This is a genomic window from Trichocoleus sp. DQ-A3 (assembly GCF_039961975.1).
In the GTDB taxonomy this organism is placed as follows: Bacteria; Cyanobacteriota; Cyanobacteriia; order Cyanobacteriales; family FACHB-T130; genus FACHB-T130.
Map to the genome: position 1 here is coordinate 418,180 of NZ_JAMPKC010000001.1, position 21,729 is coordinate 439,908.

The 21,729-nt window shown below is 47.8% G+C and carries 11 protein-coding genes; 6 read left to right on the forward strand and 5 right to left on the reverse strand.

What is annotated here, in order from left to right; genetic code table 11:
* The first annotated feature begins 201 nt into the window (after positions 1–201).
* Both NDI44_RS01755 and NDI44_RS01760 read left to right on the forward strand, forming a co-directional pair.
* Entirely contained in the window at positions 202–6,360 is a 6,159-nt protein-coding gene (locus tag NDI44_RS01755) for a CHAT domain-containing protein (protein ID WP_190413259.1), read from the forward strand.
* A gap of 642 nt (positions 6,361–7,002) precedes the next feature.
* Positions 7,003–7,971 carry an Hpt domain-containing protein gene (locus tag NDI44_RS01760; protein ID WP_190413742.1) on the forward strand — a complete coding sequence of 323 codons (969 nt, stop codon included), beginning with the start codon at positions 7,003–7,005 and terminating at the stop codon, positions 7,969–7,971.
* Between the two features lie 139 nt (positions 7,972–8,110).
* Here NDI44_RS01760 and NDI44_RS01765 read toward each other — a convergent pair whose 3' ends face one another.
* Both NDI44_RS01765 and NDI44_RS01770 read right to left on the reverse strand, forming a co-directional pair.
* The gene (locus NDI44_RS01765; RefSeq protein ID WP_190413261.1) at positions 8,111–8,989 is read right to left on the reverse strand and encodes an IS982 family transposase; all 879 of its coding nucleotides are present in this window, start codon (positions 8,987–8,989) and stop codon (positions 8,111–8,113) included.
* Positions 8,990–9,512: 523 nt separating this feature from the next.
* Complete coding sequence (locus NDI44_RS01770) at positions 9,513–9,662, reverse strand: hypothetical protein (protein ID WP_190413262.1); 150 nt, start codon at positions 9,660–9,662, stop codon at positions 9,513–9,515.
* A 43-nt stretch (positions 9,663–9,705) separates the two neighbouring features.
* Between NDI44_RS01770 and NDI44_RS01775 the strand changes: the two genes are divergently transcribed.
* A complete protein-coding gene (locus NDI44_RS01775) occupies positions 9,706–11,952 on the forward strand; it encodes a PAS domain S-box protein (protein WP_190413265.1) in 2,247 nt (748 codons plus the stop codon).
* A gap of 233 nt (positions 11,953–12,185) precedes the next feature.
* Here the strand turns inward: NDI44_RS01775 and hisA are convergent, their stop codons facing one another.
* The 3 genes from hisA to NDI44_RS01790 all read right to left on the reverse strand — a co-directional run bounded on the left by hisA (position 12,186) and on the right by NDI44_RS01790 (position 16,085).
* Positions 12,186–12,959, reverse strand: a complete 774-nt coding sequence (gene hisA, locus NDI44_RS01780) for a 1-(5-phosphoribosyl)-5-[(5-phosphoribosylamino)methylideneamino]imidazole-4-carboxamide isomerase (protein WP_190413267.1) — start codon at positions 12,957–12,959, stop codon at positions 12,186–12,188.
* Between the two features lie 77 nt (positions 12,960–13,036).
* Complete coding sequence (locus NDI44_RS01785) at positions 13,037–13,981, reverse strand: hypothetical protein (RefSeq protein ID WP_190413269.1); 945 nt, start codon at positions 13,979–13,981, stop codon at positions 13,037–13,039.
* Between the two features lie 409 nt (positions 13,982–14,390).
* Positions 14,391–16,085 carry a transglutaminase domain-containing protein gene (locus tag NDI44_RS01790; protein ID WP_190413271.1) on the reverse strand — a complete coding sequence of 565 codons (1,695 nt, stop codon included), beginning with the start codon at positions 16,083–16,085 and terminating at the stop codon, positions 14,391–14,393.
* 560 nt (positions 16,086–16,645) lie between these two features.
* On the opposite strand from NDI44_RS01790, the gene NDI44_RS01795 reads away from it, so the two are divergent.
* From NDI44_RS01795 to NDI44_RS01805, 3 genes are all read left to right on the forward strand, one after another.
* Positions 16,646–17,593 (forward strand): DUF928 domain-containing protein, encoded by a 948-nt coding sequence (locus tag NDI44_RS01795; protein ID WP_190413274.1) that lies wholly within the window; start codon positions 16,646–16,648, stop codon positions 17,591–17,593.
* A gap of 234 nt (positions 17,594–17,827) precedes the next feature.
* Positions 17,828–18,658, forward strand: a complete 831-nt coding sequence (locus NDI44_RS01800; RefSeq protein ID WP_190413276.1) for a DUF928 domain-containing protein — start codon at positions 17,828–17,830, stop codon at positions 18,656–18,658.
* A 1,046-nt stretch (positions 18,659–19,704) separates the two neighbouring features.
* On the forward strand, positions 19,705–21,669 hold the full coding sequence (locus NDI44_RS01805) for a ShlB/FhaC/HecB family hemolysin secretion/activation protein (protein ID WP_242037088.1): 1,965 nt from the start codon (positions 19,705–19,707) through the stop codon (positions 21,667–21,669).
* The last annotated feature ends 60 nt before the right edge of the window (positions 21,670–21,729 follow it).

Sequence of the window (21,729 nt, forward strand, 5' to 3'; positions counted from 1 at the left end):
CAGGTTTCGTTTGTGTGCTTGCTGTCGCTGTACGGTTTCAACCGCCCGTCCGGAGCATGATGTGAGGCAAATCTCTAGGAGGAATTGTATAAAGAAGTTCACCAATGCAACTATCCATAGGAGTATTCTAGAAAAGAAAATAATTTAGTTAGCACTCGCATGACTTTCGGCAACGAGAGTTAACACCTCCGGAGTCTTCCCATGTTCGTACCCATTTCCCTAGTCATCACGGCATACAACCGGGAACTTTATCTTGCTGCCACGATTGAAAGTATTCTGGCGCAGACTAGGCAAGACTTTGAGCTACTGGTGTGGGATGACGGTTCTACAGATAGAACTGTAGAAATTGCCCGTGACTACGAAGCCCGCGATCGCAGAGTTCGGGTAGTTGCAGCAGAACATCAAGGACGAGTCAGCGCCTTGCAAGCAGCGATCGCGCAAACCACCGGCACCTACATCGGTTTGGTAGATAGTGACGATTTGCTTGCGCCCACAGCAGTGCAAGAGACAGCAACCGTGCTGGAGGCGAACCCGGAGGTAGGTTTTGTCTACACCGACTACATCGACATCGACCAAAGCGGCAAAGTCATCGACTACGGGAAGCGCTGTCGCATCCCCTACTCCAAAGAGCGGCTTTTGCTCGATTTTATGACCTTTCACTTCCGGTTGATGCGTCGCAGTTTCTTCGACCAAGTGGGGGGAATCGAAGAGTCCTTCGACTACGTTGAAGACTACGATCTGTGCCTGAAGCTGTCAGAAGTTGCCGAAGTGCGGCATATCAACAAGCCACTTTATTACTATCGTTGCCATCAGGCGAGTGACTCGCACACCTATACCAAGCAACAGGCGAAAAACGCTTGCAAAGCGATCGCGCGGGCAGTGCAAAGGAGAGGATTAAGCGATCGCTTTTCGGTAAAACTGCACATCCTCAGCCATTTTCCCTTCAACTCTAAAGTTTTATTAGTTCCCAAAAAGCAATCAATTCTCAATTACCAATTACCAATTACCAATTACCAATTACCGATTGCCAAAAACATCGCCTCTTGCCTTCTTGCCCTCACCTGTAGCCTTTCTCCAACTTTTGCCCAAGCACAATCAATTACTACGGTAAATGACGGCACCAACACCAATGTCACCACCTCTGGCAATCAATTCAATATTACTGGTGGAAAACTTTCAGCCGATGGAGGAAATCTTTTCCACAGCTTCAACGAATTTGGCTTAGAACAAAATCAAATTGCCAACTTTCTTTCTAACCCATCTATCCACAATATTTTGGGTCGCGTCACGAGTGGCAACCCTTCTATTATTAACGGACTTATCCAAGTTTCCGGCAGCAACTCCACCAACTTATACTTGATGAACCCGGCTGGCATTGTGTTTGGTTCGGGTGCCACTTTGAACGTACCAGGAAGCTTCACCGCCACCACCGCCACCGGAATAGGGATTGGTGACAATTGGTTCAATGCCTTCGATCCTAATAACTACGCCAACTTGGTAGGCACGCCCAATCTCTTTGCCTTTACCACATCTCAGCCGGGTAGCATTATCAACGCTGGGAATTTAACGGTGGGAGAGGGAAAAAATCTCACTCTTATCGGCGGAACTGTCGTCAACACCGGAGAACTCAAAGCACCAACAGGTAATATCACCGTAGCCGCCGTCCCAGGCAAGAAGACGGTACAGATTTCGCAAGCAGGAAACGTGCTGAGTTTAGAAATTCAGCCCTCTGTCTTACCTTCCAGCTTTAATGCCCAGTTATCAAATCCTCCCTCACTGCCGCAATTACTCTCCGGTGGAGGTGTCGCCAATGCCACCAAAATGACCGTCAACAGTGCGGGACAAGTGGTGCTAAGCGGATCGGGTATTACCATTCCCACAGAACCGGGAACTGCAATTGTCTCCGGGAAGCTGGATACCTCTAACACTCAAGTTGGTATTGGCGGCGCAGTAGCTGTACTAGGTAATCAAGTTGGTTTAGTCGAGAACGCCAGTGTGAATGCCTCCGGAGATGCAGGCGGCGGTCAAGTATTGATTGGCGGAGATTATCTGGGGAAAGGTAGCGTACCCAATGCTGCTTTCACCTTTGTCGGCGCAGATGTGACACTCAATGCCGATGCCATTACTAATGGCAATGGCGGTAAAGTCATTGTCTGGTCAGATCAAGCCACTCGTACCTATGGCACCATTAGTGCCCGTGGCGGCGCACAAGGCGGTAACGGCGGATTTATCGAAACTTCCGGCAAAGTTTACCTGGATGTCACCAAAGCAGCGGATGCCAGCGCCCCCAAAGGTCTTCCCGGCACTTGGCTGCTCGATCCCTCGAATATCACTATCATCAATGGCGGCGGTTATGGCTATGGTAGCTTAGACAGTTTTTCGCCAAATTTCACTGCGAATGCCGACAATTCTACGGTTAGTAATGGCGCAATCAATAACGCCCTCAACTTTGGCAGTAGCGTAATCATCTCCACGAATAATCCTTATGGCACCCAGGTAGGCAATATTACGCAGAATGCTGATGCAGCGATTGGCGGTGGGTATTTTTTTGGTGGTCCTGTCACTCTTACTCTTGAGGCAGCCAATGACATTATCCTCAATGGCTCTATCGGCGGTAATGGCTACGCCCTAAATGTCGTGCTTCGAGGTCAAGGGGGTGCGGGAACTAGAGCAAACAATGTAACAATTAATGGTCTGATTGATACTGACGGCGGTGACTTCAGTAGCCTGAGCAACACTTTCAACAGTAGCGCTACTACCATTACCACCCAAGGCGGGAATATCAACATTGATGCTACTGGCAACATTACTACAGGCTTCCTCAACGCCAGTTCTACTTTTTTTAATGGTAATGGTGGAAATATTGACCTGATAACGAGTGCAGGTGGCAAGATCGCAATTGGAGGCGATCTCAATTCCTCTGGCGGTGCTTATGGTTCCGGATCTGCTATCACCCTCACTGGCGATGTCTTGCTCAGTAACAACGCCACATTCACCACAATCGGTGGTACTGGTTATGGTTATGGTTCTGGTTATGGGGACGGTAACATCGAAATCACCGGAACGGTCAATGGCACGGGTGCAGGCGGTCAAAATCTGACGCTGAATGCAGACACGGGTAACATTACATTTGGGAACGCTGTCGGCAATATTACACCTATTGGAAATTTGAGCGTCAATAGTGCCTCCAATCTCACCCTGAACGGCAACGTCACCACAATCAGCGGCAGTACCATCAGTTTCAATACCCCCGTGACGCTGAGTAACAATGCAACTCTAACCGCAGACGAGATTAACTTTAATGGGGCAGTCAGCGGTGCGGGATACCAAATTGGACTGGCACCCGCAACAGCATCGAAAAATATTCAGGTTGGGAATGCGACTCCTGTAACCGATAGTTTGAATCTGACCGCCGCAAAGTTGGGACAATTGCAAGATGGCTTTAGCTCTATTACGATTGGACGCCTTGACGGCAGTGGTGCCATTACAATCGACAGTGCAGGTGTCACCTTCAAAGATCCTCTCACCGTTCAAGCACCCTCTGGCTCAGTGGCGGTTAATGGAGCCATGACAGGCACGGGGGACGCCTCCATCACCCTTGATGCTGGATTAACCACCCTCAACGCAGATATCACAACCGCCGATCAAAACATTACTATCAACGGCGATACGCTTCTGGGTAAAGACATCACCCTCAGTACCGGCGCTCAAGGGGGTGGTGATATTAATCTCAGTGGTAAGACGAATGGAACGGGCGCAGGGGGGCAAAACCTCACTTTAACTGCCGGTACCGGCAGCCTTAAAATCGCTGATGCAGTGGGCAACAGCACTTCCATCGGAGCCTTAACTGCTAACACCAGTGGCTTCACTAGCTTGGATGGCAGTGTCAATGCAGCTAGCGTGACGATACAGGGGAGTAGCGTCATCGACGGGAATGTCACCACCAGCGGAATTCAAAACTATGGCGGCGATGTTTACCTCGTCGGTCAAAACCCGATAGAACTCACTAGTAGCGCTGGCTCGATTACATTTGGCGGTATCCTCGCTAATAGTGGCAATGCTCCCGATCTAACCATCAGTGTCAGCGGCAATGCTACCGACCTAACCATCAGTGTCAGCAGTGATGTCACTTTCCAGGATGCAGTGGGAGGAAATGGTTATTTTCTAGATAATCTGACTGTGAATAGCGGCAACAATGTCATTGCAAAAGATATTACGGCTACCGGGATTAAAATAACAGCGAACAATAGTATCAGTACAGGTTCGCTCAATACTAGCCAGACGACGGGAAATGGGGGAGCGATCGCTCTTACTGCTAAAAACAACCTTGCCACGGCTAACATCGACTCTCATTCTGATAATGGGGTTGGCGGAAATATTACCCTCATCAGCCAAACAGCCGCGATAAAAACCGGAAATTTAACCGCATCAGGCACCACGAAAGGCGGGAATATCTTTGTATCTGCCATTGACAGCATTACAACGCTGGGAATTAATTCCAGCGCTAGCTTCGGAGATGCTGGTAATGTCACCCTTGACCCCGAAAACGACATTCAAGTTAGCTTCATTAATGCCCAAGGCGGAACGGGAGGCAAAGGGGGCATCGTTGACATTACCACCGAAAGTCTGTTTCGAGCTACGGGCACCTTCACTGACCAAAATGGGCAAAAAGCAAGTATTTCCGCCGCTGGGGGTGCTGGTGAAGGCTCCATGATCCTGCGCCACGGAGGCGGTTCCAAAGACGTTCCCTTCGTTGTCGGCAACGCTAGTAATAACGGCACAGCCGGAGTATTAACAACTGGGTCAGGCAATACAATTGCTTCAGGATCTTTCCCCGGCAGCTATACTCAGGGCAAGATTCAGCTCATTACTGCCGATCAAGCCGACCAACCTGATACACCGTCCTCACCGAGTCCCCTGCCAGAGGAAATCAAGCCTCCACAGGAAACGCTAACGCCCCAATTGTCGGTGTCTGCCAGTTCGGCTCTCGCGGAAGTTGACACCTTGTTCGCTGACCTAGACGAACCGTTCACGCGCCAGTTTGAGCAATATTTTAGTGGAAGTGCGGATACTCCGATTAGAACCCTCACCGAAGCCCGCGATATTCTTCAAAACATTGAAAAATCGACTGGGGTAAAACCGGCACTTATCTACATCACTTTTGTTCCTGCCACGGCGGCACCTCCTTCAGCTACCGATAAGACTCTATTACCTGCAACATCGCCAGAATCAGACATCCTTTGGCAGTTTAATCCCCAAGGCTTTGCCCTCAGTCAAGCATCCCCGCAACCCGCCGCTACTCCCGCTACCAGTCTCCCCGCCCAAGACAATGACCAACTCGAATTAGTTGTCATCACTGCCAAGGGTCAACCAATTCGCAAACGGGTGCAGGGGACAACACGCGAAGAAGTTCTCACAGTCGCTAAACAATTCCGCAGCGAAGTTACTAACCTTAAAAAACTCAATGGCTACCTGGCACCATCTCAGGAACTTTATCAGTGGATGGTGGCACCTTTAGAAGCCGATTTACAAGCTAGAGGTATCCAAAACCTAGTATTTCTGATGGATACAGGTTTGCGATCGCTGCCAATGGCTGCCCTCCACAATGGTCAACAGTTCCTGGTGGAAAACTACAGCATCGGCATGATGCCCAGTCTTAGCCTCACCGATACCCGCTACGTGAATATCAAAAACACTCAAGTTTTGGCAATGGGCGCGTCAAAGTTTACCGAACTGAATTCCTTACCAGCCGTGCCGATTGAATTATCTATCATCACTCCGACGCTGTGGTCGGGGAAATCTTTCCTCAACGAGAAATTTACGCTAGGAAATCTCAAGGCACAGCGTCAGCAACAGCCTTATGGAATTATCCACCTGGCGACGCATGGCGAATTTAAACCTGGGAAAATCGAAAACTCCTACATTCAGTTATGGGATACCAAGCTACGACTCAACCAGCTGCGCCAATTGGGCTGGAATGACCCGCCAGTGGAATTGTTGGTACTGAGTGCCTGTCGCACCGCACTGGGAGATGAACAAGCAGAGTTAGGCTTTGGGGGCATAGCAGTGCTGGCAGGGGTGAAATCAGTTGTAGCCAGTTTATGGTATGTCAGCGACGAGGGAACTCAAGGATTGATGGCGGATTTCTATGCCCAATTGAAGAAAGCCCCGATCAAGTCAGAAGCTTTACGGCAAGCGCAGATAGCAATGCTCAAGGGGCAGGTACGCTTGGAGGCGGGCGAACTGCGCCTCCCCACAGGAAACATCAAGCTGCCACCCGAACTCGCCAACCGGGGCGACACGCAGCTAACGCATCCTTACTACTGGGCAGCTTTCACGATGATTGGCAATCCTTGGTAAGAGGAGTAAGGGGTAAGGACTGAGGACTGAGGGCTGAGGACTGAGGACTGAGAACTGAGGACTGAGAACTGAGGACTGAGGGCTGAGGGCTGAGGACTGAGGCAGAGAAAATCGTACTTGCATTCAGCCCTTCGCATTCGTAACTGATTTGGAAACTCTATTTTTTTCTACGTTTCTATGCGTCCTATAGCCCAGAGAGCGCACGACTAAGCGAATCCGCGCCGCTATCGGCTTCGCCAGAGGTTACGGGTTCGCCCTCCATGCACTGGTATTCTCTGGAAAACACAAGGAAGGCGACAATCGAACCCGGTGACTTCGCCCGTCAACAGTTAACTGTGAAGTGTTGTTTGTTTTAGAAGCCGCTGGTTCGCCTTTCAGCTTTTTGAAGCTTAGTTATAAAATACTTTCACGCAATGGCAAAATTAGCACTTGCTAATTTAAGTATTGCTACCAAGCTTTAAATTGGTGGTTTCGGCTATTTTAGGAACAGTCTCCAACGTATATCAAACTTAGCTGCGCTTCAACCTGAGGCGTGCCGACAGGAACAGGGGTAAACAGTGCCTAGTGGAAAAATCCACTGCCAGGAACGACTCCCCCATAACCAGGTGACTACACAAAATTGTTGTTTTGAGGAATGCTGCCGTGGAGTCGGGAAAGATTTTGGGCTTTTTCATCGAGGAGGCAAAAGAACACCTCGAAACCCTGGAAAAAGGGCTACTGGATTTGCGAGGCGTAATGGCAGATCAAGAAAGGATTAATGAAATGTTTCGCGCCGCCCATTCTGTTAAGGGAGGAGCAGCGATGCTGGGCTTTAACAGTATTCAAAAAGTTTCCCATCGGTTTGAGGATTGTTTCAAGCTCCTCAAGGAACATCCAGTCAATATCGATAACGATCTGGAGTCCATGTTTTTAGAAGGGTATGACACCCTTAAGCACTTAGTTGACCAGCTTCAGGGGCCATTTGGTCTTCGAGAAGAGGAAGGCGAGAAAATCGTACAAGCAGCAGAACCTAATTTTGTTAAGTTACAGGCACACCTTAACCACCTGCTTGGGGCGGCAGGAAGCGCTCCAGAAGCGAGCAAAACGTCAACTCCAGATATTTCTGCTCAGGTGACTGGGGTGCTAAAACAAATGTTGCCGCTGTTTAAACAAGCAGAAACACCCGCAAATCGTCAACAACTTTGCGCTTTGTGCAGTCGTCTCGTGCAGATGAGTGCTGAAATAAAAACCTGGCAAGTGCTGGTAAGAACTGCAAATCGAGCGATCGCTAATCCCAAAAATACTTATGCCACCTTGGCACCGATTGTAATTAAGGAACTCAAGCAGGCTAGCGATCTGTTGCCACACGGAAAAACTGACGTGATCGCGCCAAGTGCCAGTTTGCGGCTGTTGGCAGCTTCCCCTGAAGCAACTACCGCCCCAATTCCGCCGGCAAAGGTGGCAGTTGGGGAAGGGGCACCCAGCCCAACGGAGTCAAAACCCACTCCGACATCCATCAAACAAATCGCCGTGCCTGTAGAACCTAGGGCGGCGGCAAAGGTTTTGGCTCAAGTGTTTAATAAAGAGCAACTGCTGCTGCTAGCAAAGTTACTCCACCAAGCTTCTCGCTGATTCTCTCTACCACAAAACGCGGCTGTTGCACAAAGCACGCGGCTACTTTTCCTTTGCTCAACCAGCTACAGAATCAATCGATGGGGCAGTGCTTTGGGTACTGCCCCATCGTTTTTTTTGCAATTAACGTCAGTTCGGGTTAAGCAGAAGCAGGCAAAGCCGCATCAATGAGCAGGGAAGGCTTCTTGGGCTGGTGACAGTAGGCAATCAAGCCGCAGACCAAGTTGACGAAGCAATTGACGGGGGAACGGTGACGGGAATGCTCGATTTGAGAAATGTTCTTCAACTGGTCAATGATCGACTCAATGATCCCTCGTCGGCGCAGCAGCAGCTTATCGCGCAAACTCATCAGGCGGTTCTTCATGTTCCGTCGTAGTTTGGTGACCAGTTGAATACCCGACGCCTGCCACAAGTGCTGGGCAAGTTTCTGGGAGACATAGCCCCGGTCGCCAAACACCGTTCCAAAGAGCTGTTGCAGCAGTTGGGGCACAGGCAGACGGTCATCGGTATTGCCAGGAGTAAGCAGGACATTGAGCAATTCCCCTTGCTCATTGACCACTAGATGCAACTTGAAGCCAAAGAACCAGTCCACCGAGGTTTTGCCTCTGGCTGCTAAAGGTTTGAACACTTTGTGGGAGGCAATGCGGCGGTTGTGGCAGACCTTGATGCTGGTAGCGTCAATGAAGCTAATTCCGGTACATCTGCCAAAGCAGTGGCGCAAGTAGGCACACAAGGGAATCAAGACTGACGGCATCCACTCGACAAAGCGCTGGTAACTCACTAAGCCAGGAAAGGCGTTGCGCCAATAGCGACTGACTAATTGGGTGTAAAACCACTTGAAATTGCGGTATGCCGACTGATGGAAGGCAATCAAAATGGTCATAATCTCGCTTAAGCAGAGGCTGCGACACCGACGACGATGCTGTAAACCATCGCCCAGAAGTTGCTGTTGCCAAGCAGGTTCAAACCATTGGCAAAAGTCATCGACATGACAAAACAAGGATTCTAAACTAAGCATGGGGTGGTGAGATGCGTTGAGAATTAGGTACTTTCAACTGTATCTGTTCCACCCCTCCTTATCCCGAACTCACGTTGCAATTAGACGAACATTTATCATTAAGCTGTCTTTTGCAATTCAAAAAATAGGTATAAAAACTGCTTTTTCCTTTTACTTTAATTTTTGATTAGGTCAAAACTTTCAGTATGTTTGCGTGTAAAAAATAACGAATACTGACTGGCGAATAACCGATTAATCCTTAGGAATAGTCCTTGTGGTTAATTCCAGAGAACAACTAGCAACAATTTAGCTTTTTGGACATTAAGAAAAGACAAGTATTATTTAAATATTTAAAAATATATACAGAAATCTAAATATCCTATTCGATTTTTTAACCGAGTTTTAGGGAAATAACTCCTTTTAGGCCAGAAATTCTCATTACTTGTTAAAACTGATACCAATACAAACTCAAAACCCTTAGCTACAGTGATTAGAGTGTAACTTTTAGAAAAAATAAGCATCTATCTATTTGTAGACAAACTTGTTAATCTGGTGGCTTCAAAGACTTAAATAAAATAGTCTGAAAGTTACGACTCAGGGTGTATGCAGCTCCACAGCTAGAAAGGCTATACCAGAGTAGAGACAAAAGGGTGTATCCAGTCCAACGGCTGAACGAGTTAACAAAGATTGCCATAATAAAAACTCCAGGTACTCAGCCAGTGCCTTGATTGAAAGCTATGCGAAGTTTACAAGCGAATCAGCAAGGCGCTGCCCAATCAGCGCCCAGGATGGATACCCTCCCTCAGGCACTTCTGAGCGAACTAGCAGTTGGCGTCTTGGTGATGGGAGCGCAGGGGGAAATACGCTTTACGAATCAGGCGACACTGGACTTGCTGGATTTAACAGCAGACCAGATGCTGGATCAAACGCCGCTCGATCCCGCTTGGCACGTCATCCAGGAGAATGGAACGCCATTTCAGATGAAACTCCACACGGCACCAGTCCGGGCAAAGCAAGCATTGTTGCTGCTTTCGACCCGACAATCGCTGCGAAACCTGGTGCTAGGGGTTTATAGACCGACAAAGCGCGATCGCATTTGGATATCTGTTAACACCGAACCGCAGTTAGATCCAGATGGTTGCGTCGAGCAAGTCGTCTGCACGCTGAGTGAAATCACCAACCACAAGGCAAGTGAACAATTTTCAAAAATCAATGAATGTTTTTCGGGTCTTGGTTCCGACCCGGATGAGAATATTAACCGCATCACGGCATCCGCAGGGGAATTACTAGGCGGTGCTTGGGCAGTCTACAATCGACTGCATCAAGGCTTACTGTGGTCTTGGGGTCAATGGCAGACGCCGTCGGAGTTCCCAAACGTAGGCGATCCGGACGGACATCTCTGTTATGACGTGATTCAGCAGGGAAGCAACCAGCCCTATGTCGTTCAGGATTTACCCAATACCCCCTACGCACACAGAGATCCTTGGGTCATTCCTTACCAACTGCAAACCTACGTTGGACAAGCAGTTAGATGCGCGGGTGAATATATCGGCTCTCTTTGCGTGGTCTATCAGAACCAGTTTGTTCCCACAGAATCTGACAAGAAGCTGATCGGGATTATGGCTGCGGCGATCGGTGTAGAAGAGGAACGCAAGAGGGAAGCAGTGGTGTGGGCGCAAAACGAAGGGAAATGGCGATCGCTACTGCAAAACAGCTCCAATTTGATCACCATTTTGGAAGCCGATGGCACCATCAAATACGCAAGTCCTGCCATTGAAGGCATTTTAGGATACAAGCAAAAAGAATTAATTGGCAAAAATACCTTTGATCTTGTTCACCCAGAGGATGTTTCTCTAGTCAAAAACGATTTTCAAGGCGTCCTTGAAAATTCAACAACTGCTTTATCCATTGAGTTCCGGTTTCAGCACAAAGATGGCTCGTGGCGTTATATCGAAGCAACCCACAGCAATCTGGTAATGGATGCACCAGGGGTTCGTATTGTTGTGAACTCTCGTGACATTACCGATCGCAAACTGGCTGAGACAGCTTTAATTCAATCGGAAGCACAACTGAGAGACAAAGCAGCTCAGTTGGAACAAGCCTTATACGAACTGCAACAAACTCAAAGTCAACTGGTACAAACAGAAAAAATGTCCAGTTTAGGGCAATTAGTCGCTGGTGTTGCTCACGAAATTAACAACCCGGTTTCTTTTATCTACGGTAATCTTCCCTACGCGACGGAGTATACTCAAGACCTGCTGCACCTCGTTCACCTCTACCAGCAGGAATATCCACAACCAACACCCGCCATTCAAGAAGCAGCAGAAGCACTGGACATAGATTTCCTCAGTGAAGACCTTCCAAAACTGATGAATTCAATGCAAGTGGGAGCTGAACGTATTCGACAAATTGTGCTGAGCTTGAGGAACTTCTCTCGTCTAGATAAAGCGGCAAGAGAGCCTTTCGATCTTCACAATGGAATCGATAACACTTTACTTTTGTTACAACATCGCTTGAAACCGAAAGCAGGACGCACCGAGATCCAGATAGTTAAAGAGTATGACAATCTGCCTCGTGTCGATTGCTATGCTGGGCAAATCAATCAGGTATTTATGAATATTCTGAGTAATGCGATTGATGCCCTAGAAGAGTCAATCATTAATGGTGAATGGTCAGTTGCCAGTAGAAAAACAACTGACATTCCTACTATCCGGATTCGCACCGAACTGGCAAATGACAATAAGGTGGTCATTCAGATTACTGATAATGGCCCTGGCATACCATCGGAAGTGCAGCAACATATATTTGACCCTTTCTTTACTACCAAACCAGTCGGTCAAGGTACTGGCTTGGGGTTGTCAATCAGCTACCAGGTTGTTGTCGAAAAACACGGCGGCGTCTTGAAGTGTCAGTCGGCACCGGAAGAAGGAACAGAATTCTGTATTGAGCTACCCGTAAATCTTCCCCAGCCGGAAGGAGTGTAGAAATTAGCGAATGGAACTTACTTAAGCATAAAAAGCTTAAACAGAAAAAGTAATTTCTTGATTGGGTTTCACTGTCATTCAACCCAATCACTCGCTAAACTTACTCGATGTTAATTTTCGTGCCTCAACCCAATCTCCGGGATTATAGGCTAATTAACTAAACCTCTAGTTTTGAGGATAAAAAGAAGGAAATGTAGAGACGCGCAGTTGCGCGTCTCTACATCGTTGAAGTCTCAAGCAAAAGTGGAAAAGCCTAAATCTGGCGGGACATCTTGAATCCGTCCCGACCCTATCGCTTGCAGGGCTGATTTGAGCGAGACATCACCTGTATAAAGGGCGCGACCCACTATCACACCGCTAACTCCCAAAGGTTCGAGTGTTAGTAAACTCAACAAGTCAGTAATCGAACTAACACCGCCAGAGGCAATAATGGGGATGGAAATAGCGTTGGCGAGTTCTCTTAATGCCTCTAAATTAGGGCCAGAAAGCGTGCCATCTCGATGAATATCGGTGTAGATAATGGCAGCAACCCCTAATTGTTGCATTTGCTGAGCCAAGTCGATTGCCGCAACTTCAGACGTTTCTAACCAGCCTCTCGTGGCAACTCGTCCATTCCGGGCGTCAATTCCTACGATAATTTGCCCTGGAAATTCCTGACAAAGTTCTTCGACCAGTTGGGGTTGTTCTACGGCTATGGTTCCCAAGATTACCTGCTTCACACCCATGTTTAGCAGCTCAGAGACTGAGCTTTTGTCGCGCAAGCCGCCCCCTACTTGTATTTCTCCCGACACTGCCTGTAAAATCGCCTCAATGGCCTGTCGGTTGACCAGTTGACCCGCCTTAGCACCGTCGAGGTCTACGATATGCAGCCGGGTTGCCCCCTGTTCTACCCACTGTTTAGCAATATTAGCGGGGTTGTTATCAAAAACTTGCGATCGCGCATAGTCTCCCTGATATAACCGCACGCACCGACCTTCTAGCAAATCAATCGCTGGAATTACATTCATCTTCAGCTATTCAAATCATCAAATGAGTAGAGTGGGCAGCGCCCCCCTACTCAGTCCAGACTATCAGCTAACAGCTATCAGCTAGCAGCTAATTGTTGTGGCGGCAGCCCAAACAACTCTTCGAGATAATCAGGCGTAAGCATTTGGTTCCAGTGACGCAGCTGCACCATGAGTCGGGCAAATGTGAAAACTAATTCCACCGCGTATAAGGCATAGCCAATTTGCAAGACATCGTTCCCTTTCGGGCGTTCGCCCTGATGATGTTTGAGAAGACCCATTAAATTTTTAGTGGTGCCCTGCAAGCGGGTGAGATAGGAATCTCCAAACGCCCAACGGCTAATCCCCCAGAACTTTGCTAGGTGATTGATTTCGTCTTGCATGGGTTGCGCGATCGCTTGTTGCAATGCCCCCGTCGAATGAGCCATTAACCAGAGATATACAGACGTTGCTCCCCACTCGGTTGCGATCCGGGCGATCGCGTGTTTATAAACATCTTCTCGCAGATTTCCCCTCGATTCATAGCCTTTTACTGAGTTCGGATAGGCTTGGATTTTTTCACCCGTTAATTGTTGATAAATTTTGCTAAAAGTAGGACGGTGTTGCCGTTCTTCTTTCTCCCATATTCCGACTTCTAACACCGAGCCATCCACTGCAAAGGTACCGCCCACAAATCGCGCCATTGGAAAGTGGGCTGCCTGCAAATAATTCCAGCTTTCCATCGCATAAGCGCGAATCGGCGTTTCAATCTCCACCGCATTTGCAACTGTTGCAATAAATAATTCGGGAGCAACACCGATAATTTGATTAGAAGTAATTGCTTGCCAATCAATCGTTTCCCAGCGGCGCTGATGAGGATTTTTAAACTGTCTCGGTAAGTCTGACAGGTTCTGCTGGAGAATCTCCAACGATAGATAGCGCTCAATCAGATAATTAATGCGCGATCGCGTTTGTAAATAATGCGGCTGGGGATATTGATATCCAGCTAGATCGACCGAGCGCTCTTTAATGCTAGAATTATTCATAGATTCAGTGCTTCCTTCTTGCTTTAGCCTTGATTAATAAGTACCTATTCAACCCTCTAGCAAGTATCTTTGTAACAGTATTCTGATATTCAAAAGCTTAGATTCTTGATAAAGATTGATGCTTGTAGGACAAATTTAGTATCGAAGAGCAATCCGGATTTTTTCTAAATTTTGTGACAGTTAAAATATTGACCTACTGTGAAAGTCTTAAATTAGCGATCGTTAAGCGATTTCCAATTACTTTAATAGGCGATAGATACCACTTTCCCTAAACTGCTGCTTTCTGGTAAAAACGGAGAACAGCTTGTGACAGTTTAAGCAGCGACCTACTAGGGAATAGCGGACAATTAGCAATGAGTACCCAGTAAAAAAGGGTGGACAGTGCCCACCCTTCTGACTTTATTCACCCTTATGAGGACGGTGCTAGTTCCTCCAAAATCGTAAATCTCACATGATTTAGAGATAATTCTCCAATAGAAACGGACTGCTTATTGACTCTTTCCCCATGACTCATCAAGCTTTCAAAGGTGATACCTTTGCCCATTTCAGCGTGATACCAAGCTAAACCCATGAAAAACCGCGATGGATAGGGGCCTTTTTCGACCACATCATCCGGATTGGATTCCATCGGCAACCAACCAAATCCAGGCAGGTAGAACTCCATCCAGACATGATTAAAATCAGGTTGCAGGGGCAAATTCATCAATTCAGGATGGGGAGGGCACTTGTAGCGACCTACCGTGCGGCAGGCAATGCCATTCAGCCGCGCCAGGGCAAGTAAAACCCCCAGGTACTCACCGCAGGAACCAACACCCCTTTCTAAGGCGACATCTGGCGGGTCAATGTAGGGCTTAATCCCGTAGGAAAGACGGTCATAGACATAGTTGCGAATTTTGAAAATTTTCCGCAGCATATTCGTTTCGCTGCCAATCGCTTCCTTGGCGGCCTTGAGGATGATATCGGTGTCCATTGCCAAATCATCATCATCCGTCAGATATTTGCTGCGTAACTCAGGCGGGAGGTCGGGAAGTTTTTCGGCATCTCTGGGCGTCAGGCGATATTTGATGCTCCAGACTTCTATCAGGGCTTTCCAGCCAAATATATAGCGATCGCCAGTTTTGAGGCTGTTAAATTTAAATACAGCCACCCGCTGTCCGTCTTGAATTTCTTCCGTGAAAGGCAATCCGACCGCTTCAATTTTTCTGATCTTCTGTCGATGAGTCTCCGAGGGTAGAGCAATTCGCCACTCCACATTTTCTAAATCCACCTCGTCGAGGGGGGAAAGTTCCTCGACGTAGGAAATTTCCATCAGATAACCATTTGAGAGAGCGTAGCGTTCAGCCTCGTTGTAGTAAAAATACAACGGGTGAATAAACGTGCGATCGCGGTACTGTAATTCGTAATTCGGGTCGGCGTTCGGGTTATCGCGCAGGTAAGGCTCCTCACCTGCATAAGCTACGTAGAGAATATCTTTCCCCGTTTGAGGATCTGTGTAAAAAGCTAACCCTGTCGGGCATTCAAAAGGCGTCAGTACGCTGAATTTGATCTCACCCGTAGCTCGGTCAAGGCAGTAAACTGTTTGCTCAATGCTATCGGAAACCCAGAGTTCCTCACCCTTGACTGTGATATTTTCTACCCCTACTCCAGGGGCATAAAAACGGGTAATCTCTTGACCTGTCTCACGACTAAAAACAAGAATATATCCCGCCTTCTGGGAAGTCACGTAAACAGTTGATTCCCAAACAGCAACCCCATTTGCTAGGTAGGGCAAGGTGACAAAAGACTGAGGCGTCAAATCAGTGGTAGAGATGCCATTAATGGCGTTTGGACAAAAGAAAACACCATTTTCCTGGGTACACCAGAGAGTATCTTCCCAAAGAGCTAACCCAGTCACGCCCAGAAAATCTGGCAGATGATTGGCATTGAGTATAGTAGTGTTGTCACTCTTCGGATCGATTTGCAGCAGATACCCGTTAGTGGCGTCAATGGCGATAAGTGTATCTTTCTGAGAAGCAATGCCATGTATGGCAGCAGCTGCAATCGGTCTAATTGTCCGATGCCAAGGATTTTCTTTGAGTGGTAGAGCCGCTGAATCAGGAATCATCTCAAATCTCAGTGAAGTTTATGTAGAAGTGGATACCCAGGGAGGCAGAGGGGTTTGAAAGTTGGGATTTGGGATTATGAGGATTTAGTCAATCTAGAATAGCGATCGCCACTCTCAAATTGGTTTGACCCTAGTCTTAGCCCAAGTTACCAAAAATGCAACCAAGACAACTGCTTTATACGAACTTGAGTACGATCTTATTTGTCTGTGTCAGCCGGGAACTCTAACAACGGTTAGGACTTCTTTAATTAATGACCCAACTAAGGATTGAGCCGACCCATTGCCTTTAGATGCCCCCTCTGGGGATTCTTGCAGAAGGGCAGACTTCATGACTCGATGTCCGAATAGAAAAACAAATTTTCCGTACATGAGTTTGATATATAATTATGGACACGCGATCGGACGAGCTTGCTGCTCCAAAGCGATATCAATCTAGCGATTGGTTGTTAAACAGAACGTTCAAAAGTGTGAGAGTGCAGAGCCATCCACAACTGTCTGGATGGGCAAAATCTTCAGGCACTCCACTTGAAAAGGTCAGGAAATTGAAAGAGACCGGATTCATGAGGTCTACACAAGAAACTACAGTTCCGCAAAAATTAGGGGTCGATTGCGATACGCTCCCTAAAGGAGAAACCCTCGGCAAAATTCAACCCAATTTCAATTTTTTAAGTAGACTCGTTGAAGTAAAAATCCCACAGCTTAAGTTCTGGGGAGTGTCAACAGAAAACAGTTCTAGCATGATTTGGATGAAACGCTACTCACAGATTACAACACTGGCTGTTTCCTTAACGCTCGGACTGGTTCTGAACGTGCCTTCCCAGGCACAGGCACAGCCTGCCTCACTCAGCCGCAGCCTACTACCCGATACTTTAAACTTCAAGCCGCCAGAGCGAGGCACTCCTGATGGCAGAGAACAAGGTGCAACCCGCTATCCCACCATTTGCACGCAAGGTCTCACTGCCTTAAGACCCTTGGATGTTGGGTTAACGGTTGCAGAGTATCCAACCTTCTCATGGTATATGTCTACAACGTCGGCTCGGTCAGCGGAATTTGTGCTGAGAGATGCAAGCGACCGAGAAGTCTACAAAGCAAATTTTGCAATCGCAGGAAAACCTGGCATTTACAGCCTCAACCTTCCTCCATCCGCCAATTTACCACCCTTGGCGCAGGACAAGGAATATCATTGGGACGTCTCGGTGATTTGTGATGCTAACGACCGGGAGAAAGATATTGTCGTCGGGGGTGCGATCAAGCGCATCGCACCCGATTCAGCCTTGGTCAGACAAATCCAGCGAGCCACTTTACAAGAGCGCGTTGGTCTCTATGCACAAGCTCGCCTTTGGCATGAGACACTCGCTACCCTGCTGGAGCTACGCCGGTTGAATCCTAATGATTCTACTCTGGCATCTGACTTGAAAAAGCTGTTACTGTCAGTTGAACTGAACAAGGTTGCGAGCGAACCTCTAGTACAGAGCGCAGCTAGTCGAAGAACAACTGGCTCAAACTAAAACAACCAGTCTTTAGGTTGTTATATCTGCTAAAAATTAGGAATATTTGACCCACTCGTTCAGAGTTTTCAACCCCAAAATGCGACTTGATGAAGGCAGAAAGCCGAGTTCGGATCGTGAAGAAAACGATTTACGGGTTGGGTAGTCAGTCAATCTAGGGCGGGACAATCAAATCTTGTTGGTTGAACCGCACCTATCTATTCAAAACTCAAAATTCTTTGGAGCAGTTCTGCTATGGACTGGATGAAGTCCCCTAGGTTAAAACGAGCCTTAGCTATCTCTATGGAAGTGGCACTGCTCACGGGTTTCTCAACTCTGATAGGGACACCACCAACACTACTCGCCCAAGGAATGCCCGATCGGTGGATAGTTGCTGGATATAATCCACCTAAAACCGTTGGGGCACCAGGGCGCAGAGAAGGGGGCGGAACTCGCAGTCCTGGAAGCTGCCCAGTGGCAGGCAAGCCGCTCACCGCGCTGATCCCTGCCAATAATATTGGGCTTACAGTAGCAGCATATCCGAGCTTTTCATTCTACGTCCCTCCAGTGCCCGCCCAAGCGTCGCCACTGGCGCTAGAGTTTGTACTGAAGGATGAAAAAAACGATCGAGAGATTTATACAACAACCTTTATGACTACGGGGAAGGGGGGTATTGTCAGCATCAGTCTTCCAACTTATGCTGGATTACCACCCTTGGAAGTCGGTAAGAATTATCAGTGGTCCTTGTCGATGGTTTGCGATTCCGAACAGCGATCGCTCGATGTTTTTGTACAAGGTTCGATTCAGCGGGTTCCACAAACCGCGCAGCTTGATAATCAGTTGAGGGTGGCTACACCGAATAAGCGCCCAGATGTTTATGCAGAGGCGGGGATGTGGTTTGATGCCTTAACTACTCTGGCAGAACTGCGCCGCTCCAATCCGAACAATTCCGCTTATTCTGCTGAGTGGGAACAACTCTTGAAGGCAGTTGGACTGGACAACATTGCCAAAGAGCCTTTGCTTCCCAGTATGACGACATCTGCTAGCCAAACGACACCCTTTCAGCGCTTGAGAGAAAATCAATAGTTTTGAATGAACTGCTCCCTCACTTTAAGGATGAAAATATACTTAATTTCTCATCCTTGAAGACTCAGCAGGCAATGGGGCAGGGAAAAAGCCTATGCCCCTACCACTTAGCACTGCAATTTTCTGTAAATACGAAATGAACGGCTAGAGGACAGGATAAAGCTGAAGGCTGGATATCTAAACTCCACAAGTGTCCCGGCTTATATCAATTCACTTTATTGGGGCTGTACTTTAATTCTCGCAGCCCTTTTTTCTAGCGATCGCGTTGTGGCGCAGATGCACTCTCTTTGCAGGGATTGGGGTCTCTGATGTACCATCTTTTGTGAAATGGTACTATAACCTTTTACCTTAATATCGCCTAAAATAGATTGCTGAAAGTGGCTACTGGCAAGACTTGTACCAGCCAAAATCGGCAATTCAAAATTTCAAATCTTATAGAGGGACGCATCACACTTTTACCCTCTCGCCATTATTACCTCGTACTCTCAGCAGGATATTCTGGATAGCAGGCTAGGGGAGAAAATTAGCAATTCCCTCCTGGTTTAGCCCAAACTGGGTAAAGCTGTCAGGAAAATACGTTCCCTGGCTGAATAATAGTGCCGCAGGTGATATCGATCCGTTTGTCTTGGGGATCGCGAATCCAGTCTGAAATGAGAGTGCGCGTGCAATCAGGTGCAAAAGTCAGGTGCAAAAGTCATTGATTGGGCGTTTGAGTGTGGTAGCAAACCGATCTTGTTCGCGAGCAAATTAGCTCGCCTTCTGAAGGCACAATGTAACTAGCAAAGAGGCGACGCCATTGACAGATGATGGCATAATGAAAACATAAAATTGAGTCTTCAGATAGATGCAATTTTGGTGAAAACCGCAAAATCATGCCGCTCGTTTGCTTGCAAAAGTAACATTCTCGCTCCTAAAAGCGAGAATGTTACTTTTGGAGAGAGAAAAGGAAAAAAGTTGAATTAAGTAAAGAAAATACGGATTGGATACAAAAAAATTGTATTAATTGAAGTTTTTAGACAATTCAACCCGTGGAGAACACAGCTACCATGCGTTCAAAATTTCAATGGTTTTGGTGTGGAGTGTTAATTGAGGGTGCGATCGCTTGTGTCTCTGCCAGCGGTGCTAATGCCAAAACACTACCGGCAACGCCCGATCTGAATGGATTGAATTTTCATCGCGAAATGGAAACGATGAAAGCGTTTTCCAGCGACGAGAGAGCAAAAAAAGAACCCGCTAGGCGTTCAGTTGCCCCGTCAAAGGGCATACAGCAAAAGCGAGTGGGAGTTGTTCATCCTGAGCCAGAGAGGTCTGAAAATAGGCGGCTGCAAGCGCAGACCCTACCGGCTTCACCGCAGAACCAACCACAGCTAAATCAACCCCTGCAACCCCAATCCGATCCTAACCGCGATCGCTTTCCGCAGCCTGCACCCCTCCCAGAACCTCTGCCGGAAGAGTCACCGTCGCCCGTACTGACGCCCCCAACACCAGCGCCTGATGCTGCGCCGTCCTCAGACACTCTTGAGGTGAAAAAGATTCAAGTCACTGGCAGCACCATCTTTGGGGCAGAACAGTTGAACTCGATTACTCAAACTGTAGAGGGGCGGACTGTCACCCTAGAAGAACTCAGAAACGTTGCCGATGCGATCACCCAGCTATACCTCAACCAAGGCTACATTACCTCAAGAGCCATCCTGGTAGACCAAGCCATTACGGATGGTGTCGTCCAGATTCGCGTCATTGAAGGCAGCCTAGAAGAGATTAGGGTAGAAGGAACGCGCCGGTTGAATTCAAATTACGTGCGATCGCGCGTGCGTTTGGGGGCTGGCAAACCGCTCAATACGGGCAAGCTAGAAGATCAATTAAGGCTATTGCGCGTCGATCCCCTATTTAAAAATGTAGAAGCCAGCCTCCGCTCTGGGAGCGGGGTGGGTCAAAGTATTCTCGTCGTTCGCGTTACCGAAGCCAACCCCTTTTATGGCAGCTTCGGCGTCGATAACTACTCGCCTCCGAGCGTTGGTTCCGAACGATTGGGCGTCAATCTGGGTTATCGCAACATCACCGGCATTGGAGATGAAATTTTTGGCTCCTATTACCATACGACCACAGGCGGCGCTGATGTTCTTGACTTAAACTATCGGGTGCCACTCAACGCCATGAACGGTACCTTGCAACTGAGATATGCTCCCAACCGAAATAGAGTCACCCAAGCCCCTTTTGAAGTTTTCGACATTCGGGGAGAATCACAGCTTTATGAAATTAGTTATCGACAGCCGTTAATCCGCTCACCGCGTGAAGAATTTGCCCTTTCTTTAGGCTTTACTCACCAGAATGGTCAGACTTTTACTTTTGCAGGGCCAACCCCGTTTGGTTTTGGCCCCGACGAAGAAGGTCGGAGCCGCACCAGCGTGATTAAATTTGGGCAAGACTATCTGCGTCGGGATGTTAAGGGTGCTTGGGCATTGCGATCGCTTTTCAGTCTTGGCACTGGCTTATTGGATGCCACCATCAATCCCGACCCCATACCCGATGGTCGGTTCTTAAGCTGGCTGGGCCAAGTGCAGCGAGTTCAAGTCCTGAATAACAATAATTTCTTAATTGTGCAAGGAGATATTCAGCTATCAACCAGTGGCTTATTACCCTCCCAACAGTTTGTAATTGGCGGCGGTCAATCGTTGCGCGGCTACCGGCAAAATGTGCGTGCTGGTGACAATGGAGTGCGACTTTCAATTGAAGATCGCATTACCGTTCAGCGAGATGAAGCCGGTGCCGCCACATTGCAGTTTGCTCCTTTTGTGGATGTGGGTTGGGTGTGGAATGTGTCTGATAATCCCAACGATGCCACGTTACAGGATGAGAGATTTTTAGCAGGTGCTGGCTTAGGGCTAATCTGGCAACCTCTGCCCAAGCTAAATATACGACTAGACTATGGCATTCCACTGGTTGATATTGAAGACCGTGGCGAAAATGCCCAAGATCGGGGATTTTATTTCAGCGTTAACTATCAATTTTAGAAAGAATTAAAAATTAAAAATTGAAGAACTCCTCATTTTTAATTTTTAATTCTGCATTTT